Origin of the sequence: Methylacidimicrobium cyclopophantes, assembly GCF_902143385.2 — a bacterium.
GTDB classification, from domain to species: Bacteria; Verrucomicrobiota; Verrucomicrobiia; order Methylacidiphilales; family Methylacidiphilaceae; genus Methylacidimicrobium; species Methylacidimicrobium cyclopophantes.
Map to the genome: position 1 here is coordinate 1 of NZ_CABFUZ020000131.1, position 6,228 is coordinate 6,228.

Annotated in this window: 5 protein-coding genes and 1 tRNA gene; 1 reads left to right on the plus strand and 5 read right to left on the minus strand. The window is 63.3% G+C overall.

Annotation, left to right across the window (positions count from 1 at the left end; translation table 11 throughout):
* Nucleotides 1-142: 142 nt before the first annotated feature.
* Nucleotides 143-748: a carbonate dehydratase gene (gene can / locus FN369_RS06085; RefSeq protein ID WP_142525300.1), complete on the plus strand. Its 606-nt coding sequence runs from the start codon at nt 143-145 to the stop codon at nt 746-748.
* 433 nt (nt 749-1,181) lie between these two features.
* Here can and FN369_RS06090 read toward each other — a convergent pair.
* From FN369_RS06090 to argS, 5 genes are all read right to left on the minus strand, one after another.
* Nucleotides 1,182-1,253, minus strand: a tRNA-Glu gene (locus FN369_RS06090).
* Between the two features lie 96 nt (nt 1,254-1,349).
* Nucleotides 1,350-2,522 carry a hypothetical protein gene (locus FN369_RS06095; protein ID WP_142525301.1) on the minus strand — a complete coding sequence of 391 codons (1,173 nt, stop codon included), beginning with the start codon at nt 2,520-2,522 and terminating at the stop codon, nt 1,350-1,352.
* A 63-nt stretch (nt 2,523-2,585) separates the two neighbouring features.
* Nucleotides 2,586-3,272: a response regulator gene (locus FN369_RS06100; RefSeq protein WP_142525302.1), complete on the minus strand. Its 687-nt coding sequence runs from the start codon at nt 3,270-3,272 to the stop codon at nt 2,586-2,588.
* Complete coding sequence (locus tag FN369_RS06105) at nt 3,269-4,405, minus strand: PAS domain-containing sensor histidine kinase (RefSeq protein WP_142525303.1); 1,137 nt, start codon at nt 4,403-4,405, stop codon at nt 3,269-3,271. Before FN369_RS06105 ends, FN369_RS06100 begins: the two co-directional genes overlap by 4 nt.
* Before the next feature lie 58 nt (nt 4,406-4,463).
* Nucleotides 4,464-6,228, minus strand: a 1,765-nt coding sequence (argS, locus tag FN369_RS06110) for an arginine--tRNA ligase (protein WP_342799714.1), incomplete at its 5' end; no start/stop codon positions are given.

Consider the following 6,228-nt stretch of genomic DNA (forward strand, 5'->3'; position numbering starts at 1 on the left):
GCCGGCGCATAAAGCCGGCCGCGAGACGGACGGGGGAACGGCTCCGGTGGTCTGCTTTCGCTCCTGTTGCCCTTACCGGCAACGATGAGTTACAAATCGGCAGCCCCGCTTCGGAAAGCGGGATCGGTCCGTTTCCGCCGCCATGTCTGGAATCGAGCATCTCAAAGAAAGGAATCGCGATTGGGCGCGGAGGATGGTGTCGAGCCAGCCGGGCTTTTTCCGGCGGCTCGTAACCCAGCAGGCTCCGGAATACCTCTGGATCGGCTGCTCCGACAGCCGGGTACCGGCCAACGAGATCATCGGCTTGGGGCCGGGGGAACTCTTCGTCCATCGCAACGTCGCCAACTTGGCCCCGCCGCAGGACGCCAACTATCTTTCCGTGCTCCAATACGCGATCGATGTCCTCCAGGTAAGGCACGTCCTGGTGGTCGGCCACTACGGATGCGGAGGAGTGCGAGCGGCTGTAGACGGAAAGCGCCGCGGTCTGGTCGACCATTGGCTCCATCCAATCCGCGAGCTCTGGGAGGAGCATCGGAAGGAGCTCGAGGCGATCCCCGACTTCGAGGCGCGGCTCCATCGACTCTGCGAGCTCAACGTGATCCGCCAGGTAAAGAACGTGGCGACCGACCTCTTCGTCCAGGAAGCGTGGGCTCGCGGGCAAGAAGTCTCGGTGCACGGCTGGGTCTATTCCTTGGCCGATGGCTTGATTCGGGATCTGAACGTGACGGTCGGGGGCCCGAGGCGCTGATCCGACCCTTTTCTCGGCCTCGATTGGCCGCCGACTTTGGATTGTGGTTTGAGCAAGTCTGGTTGTCTTCGCCGCCATGGATTTCTCGTCCGTCGTGAGCAAGGGTATTGGGCGAGAGCATCCTGGTACAGACAGATGCATCGATAGGGGAGGCCCTTCGGATCGGGAGCTCGGCGGATCGACGCAGCCTCGTGAGGGGGAGAGCGGGATCCTATGGGAGTCGGAGAAAGACCTCCTGGAATTGTTCGGAAGCTCTCGAGGGCATTGCAGGAGAAAGCGGCGGCAAGTCCGGCCTATCGTTTCTACGGTCTCTAGGCCAAGCTTTACCGCCCCTCCAAGCCGGAGCACGGAGAAAGCCTTCTGCGGATCTTGGCAAGCTTGTCGCCTGCATGCGTTTCCAGTAGGGCCATTTTTTCGCCTCTACCAGAGGAAGCGACCCCAACGGGATTCGAACCCGTGCTACCACCTTGAAAGGGTGGTGTGCTAACCACTACACAATGGGGTCGGCTAGCGTTTGCCGAGCATGAGCGCCTTCGGGTGGAAGCAAAGCAGATCCCAGCGGGAGCGGCAAGCGGGAAAGGCGCATCCGGAGCCCGATCCCTCAATGGAAGTGGTTCGAAATGGTGACGATCGCCACGGCTCCGAGGAAGAAGACTCCCCCCGCCCAGAGCCATTGGCGGATCCCGAGCTGGACGAGGACGGGAGGAACCCGTTCCGGGTCTTCGCTCCGTGGTAGGTCGATGCAGCCTTGGATGAGCTGGCGGCTAAAGTGAAAGAGGCGATGGCCTCCCGTCGCGACGAGGGCCAGAAGCGGCAGGAGCAGAAGATCGACCGACTCCAAATGAAATGGGGAAGGAGTCGGGGCGAGGGGGCTGGCGGAGAGGAAGTTTGCAGCCACGAGCGTCCCGCCGACGGCGAAGAGCTCGATGGCATGGGTGGTCAAAGGGAGGCGACAGGCGGCCGTCGAAACGGAGGCCGATCCCGGGCGATCCTGACGGGCGTTCCGAGCTCGGGGACGCATCAGAACGGCCGTGGCTGCGGGTTCGGCCAAGACTTGGTGAAACGATCGGAGAAGAAGCGCGAAGAGGGAAAACGCTCCAATGATTCCCGGGAGCGAGCCGGGAGTGACAGGCGAGAAGGAGCGGGGATGGACGAGCAGGAGCCAGGAGACGGCAAGGCCGCTTGCGCCGAAGAGCGTGATCGCATAGCTGTTCACGAGAGAGCCTGTCCCGAGCAGGAGGATGAAGGGATCCCGTCGGCCGGTCCGTGCCAGGACGGGCGTCAAAATGAAGAGCTCGGCCAACAGGGTCGCCAGCCACAAGGAGAGGGAGAGGAGCAAAAGCCGGGTGAGGGCGGTCCAGAGCAGGGGGGCCTCGGTACCCGGAGGGGAGGACGGCTTCCCTGCGGGATCGAGAAGCAAGGTGGCGCCCAAGAGAGACCAAAGAGCCCAGGGAAGGAGGCGCGTGGAGAGGGTCGGTTTCCGTAGGGGCAGGGATAAAAGAAAGCCGAGGCCGAAGAGCCCGCCGAGGAAAGCGCCGAAGGTCGCCGGCGCCGGGCTTCTTCCCAAGGGGGGCAGGAGGGCACCAAGCACGGGAACCGCCCCCAGGGCTAGGAAGGCGAAGATCGCCCTCTCCACCGAGAGGGCCGAGTTCGGGGGGAAGCGATTGCCGAAGGTATAGTCGATCGGGATCCAGAACGAAAAGCGCCCCAGAAGGGCCGCGAGCCAGCAGGCTTCTCCGAGCGAGCGGGAAGCCTCGAGGAGGCTTTCAGCCACCCAGTTCGATTGATCCATAGCCCAAGCAGTCTTGTCGATTCGCGAACGTGGTGCGCCGAACTCTCAGGCGCTGCGGAGCGCCTGGGACTGCTGCCACGAAATCGCGTAGTGGACGAGCTCCGGTCCCGACGCGAGCTTGAGCTTTTCCTTGAGGCTGCCGCGATAGGCTTCGACCGTCTTGATGCTCAGATGGAGTTGTTCGGCGATTTGCCGCGTTCCCAGACCGCGGCCGATCAGCTGGAAGACTTCGAACTCTCGATCGCTGAGGGTCTCCACTGGATTCAAGGAGGGGTTGGCCCTCCGTCCCGAAAAGCGCTCGAGGACTCGCGTCGCGACCGACTCGCTGACGAACATGCCGCCCTCCAACACCCGTTGGATCCCCTCCAGGAGTCTCTGGCCTCCTTCGCTCTTCATGAGATAGCCGCGCGCTCCCGCTCGGAGGGCTCGCTCCGCATACATCGACTCCTCGTGCATCGAAAGGGTGAGGATGGCCATCTCGGGGTAGGTCGCGTGAATGTCCTTGATGAGCTCAAGGCCGCTCTTTCCTGGGAGGGAGAGATCGACGATGACCAAGTCGGGCTTCGTCTTGGCCACCATGTCGAATCCCTGATGGGCGGTTGCCGCCGTTCCGCATACCGTGAGGCCGCTCTTGGCTCCGATGAGCTGCGCGATCCCCTCGCTCACCAGAGCGTGGTCGTCTACGATCAGAATCTTTTTGGGCTGGGACGTCTTCCCCCCGGTCTCCTTCATCTCCTCCTACTCCTTTTGGCTTCCTTCCCTCGGGTCGCGGAGGGGACCGTACAAAGAACGATCACCCCTTCCTTCGGTTTGGATTCAAAACGGATCACCCCTCCGATCATTCCGGCCCTGTATCGCATCGATCGTAACCCGAGACCAGCGCCGGATTCGGCTTTGGGTCGCATCCCGTCTCCGTCGTCCGCAATCCGAAGATAGACGGATCCGGCGTCTTCTCCCAAGAGAATCTCGATTTGTCTCGGTTTTCCGTGGCGAATGGCATTGTGGATGGACTCTTGCGCGATCTGGTAGAGGTGGAGCGCGGTAGCCGCGTCGCGAAGGGTCGGCGAGCCGACCAGTGCGAAGCGACAAGCGACTCCGGAACGTTCCTCGGTCTTGTGCGCCAGCTCTTTCAGCGCTTGCGGGAGCTGGGCCGGAGAGATCGCCAACGGCATGAGCCCCTGTGCCAGCGCGCGTGCGCAGGAGCTGGCTTCCCGGACGAGCTCTCCGATCCGAGCGGCGAGAGTCGATTCCGGCAGAGAGCGCTCCCGAAGCTTCGTTTGCAGAAGCTCCGCCTGGTAGTGGATGCCGATCAACATCTGGCAGAGGCTATCATGGATATCTTGGCCGATCCGGAGTCGCTCTCGGGATTCCGCTTCGAAGAGTGCCTGCTCCAAGGATCTCCGTTCGGTCAAATCCCGCACCAGGATGGTGAGGGCGGTTTGCCCCTCGACCACCGATTGGCTGACAGAAAGCTCGATTGGAAAGACCTCCCCGTTCTTCCTGCGGCCGAGGGCCTCATGGCGGCCCGTGTCGAAGGAGGCGCCCTCTGTCGGGCGGTGGGGGAAATCGACAGAAGGAATGGAAATTTGCTCCGGCATCTGCAAGAGGAATGTAAGCGGTTGGCCGAGAAGCTCGTCCGGGCGATAGCCGAAGATCCTCGCGGCCGCCCGGTTGACGATCTCGATCGATCGGTCGGGACCGAGCACGAGCATCCCCTCGAGCATCTGATCGAGCATCTGATGCATCCATCCGGCGATGCTGCAGAAGCTCCGTGTCCGATCCGATCCGAGGCAGGCGGCGACGGAAAGGCCGCAGGGTTGGCGGCCGACGCCTTCTTTCTCGAGTTGGGAGATCTTTCGGCTCATGCCCAGAGCAAGGATGGGCCCGGCCTAGAAAAGCCGCAATGGTTTTGTCGTGCGCGCCCTACATTTCTTCGAGGCGCTCGATGCCCAAGAGATCGAGACCCGCACCTAGGGTGGCGGCGGCACCCCGGCAGAGAGCCAGCCGCGCGCCACGGAGAGGCGGCGGTGCGGTCAATACGGGGCAGGATTCGTAAAATTGGTGGAAGGAGCGGGCGAGCTCGTAGAGATAGGTGCAGAGAAAGTGGGGGCGGTTTTCGTTTTCGACTCGCCGGAGCGCCGGCGAGAACTCGAGAAGAAGCTTGACGAGCCGCACTTCGGCGGGTTCCCCGAGCGGGGCGGCGGTAGGGGACAGACCGGAGGCTTCCGCCTTGCGGAGGATCGCCCGGATCCGGACGTAGGCATTGAGCAGATAGGGAGCGGTGTTGCCCTCGAAGGAGAGGAGCTTTTCCCATCGAAAGACATAGTCGAGATTGCGATTTTGCGAAAGGTCCGCATACTTGAGCGCTCCGATCCCGACGGCGCGCGCAATCCGGCTCTTTTGCTCCTCGGGAAGCTCCGGCCTCTTTTCCGCAAGGATCGCGGAAGCCCGCCGCTGCGCCTCGGAGAGCAGCTCTCGCAGCTTGATGGGTTTGCCCTCCCGGGTCTTGAGCGGCTTTTTATCCTCTCCCAGGATCGAGCCGAACCAGACATGGTCGATCTCCACGGCCATTCCCCACAGCTTCGCCGTCGCGGCGAGCTGACGGAAATGGAGGCGCTGCCTGCCGTCGGTGACATAGAGGATCCGGTCGGCCTTCCACTCGCCGACTCGGAAGCGGAGAGCGGCCAGGTCGGTCGTCGCGTAGAGATAGGCGCCGTCGCTTTTCTGGATCAGGAAGGGCTTGTCGTGAAGCTCCGGGTCGTCCGGGAAGAAGACGCAGACGGCTCCTTGGCTCGGTCGGGCGATGCTCGCGGCAAGCAGATCGTGGACGATCGAGGGGAGCTGATCGCGGTAGGCGCTCTCTCCCATCGTGAAGTCGAAATGGACCCCGAGCTCCTCGTAGATGCGGGCGAGCTCCACCTTCGAGGTTTCGACGAAGCGCTGCCAGAGGGCGAGGTTTTCCGGATCGCCGTGCTGCAGCTTCCAGAGCTCCGTCTTGGCTGCCTCGCGGATCGTCGGGTCTTCCTTTGCCGACGCCTGAATCTGCTGATAGAGCTCCTCGAGGTATTCGAGAGGCCGCTCTTCGAGCCGCGCTTCCTCCCCCCGGCGCTTGAAGCCGAGGAGCACCATCCCGAACTGGGTGCCCCAGTCGCCCAGGTGGTTGACGGTGATGACTCGGTGGCCGGCGAAGCGGTAGATGCGCGCGAGCGATTCCCCCAGGATCGTGCTCCGCAAATGGCCCACGTGCATCTCCTTGGCGATGTTTGGGCTCGAGAAGTCGATCACGACCGTCCGGGGTTCCTCGGTCTTCTCGATTCCCAGGCGAGGATCGGCGACCATCTCGGCAAAAGCGGAGAAGCAGCGCTCTGGCTTGAGGCGAAAGTTGAGGAAGCCGGGCCCGGCTACCTCGGGGGGCGCGGACCAGTCCGTCTCCCCGAGGGCGGCGGCCAGTTCCAGGGCGAGCGCGCGCGGATCGAGCCCATCGCGTCGACCCAGTACGAGGGCGGCGCTGCTCTGGAGATCGCCGAAGCGCGGATCCCCACAAGGCTCGACGAGCGGTTCGGGGAGCGGTCGGCCGAAGCGGGGCTCGAGGAGGCGGCTCAATTGTTCTCGGAGGAACTCGGCAGGGAATTGCATGGGGAAGCGCTCGTGGGCTCGTCCGCTCACCGGCCGGTCAGGGGCGGTCGGC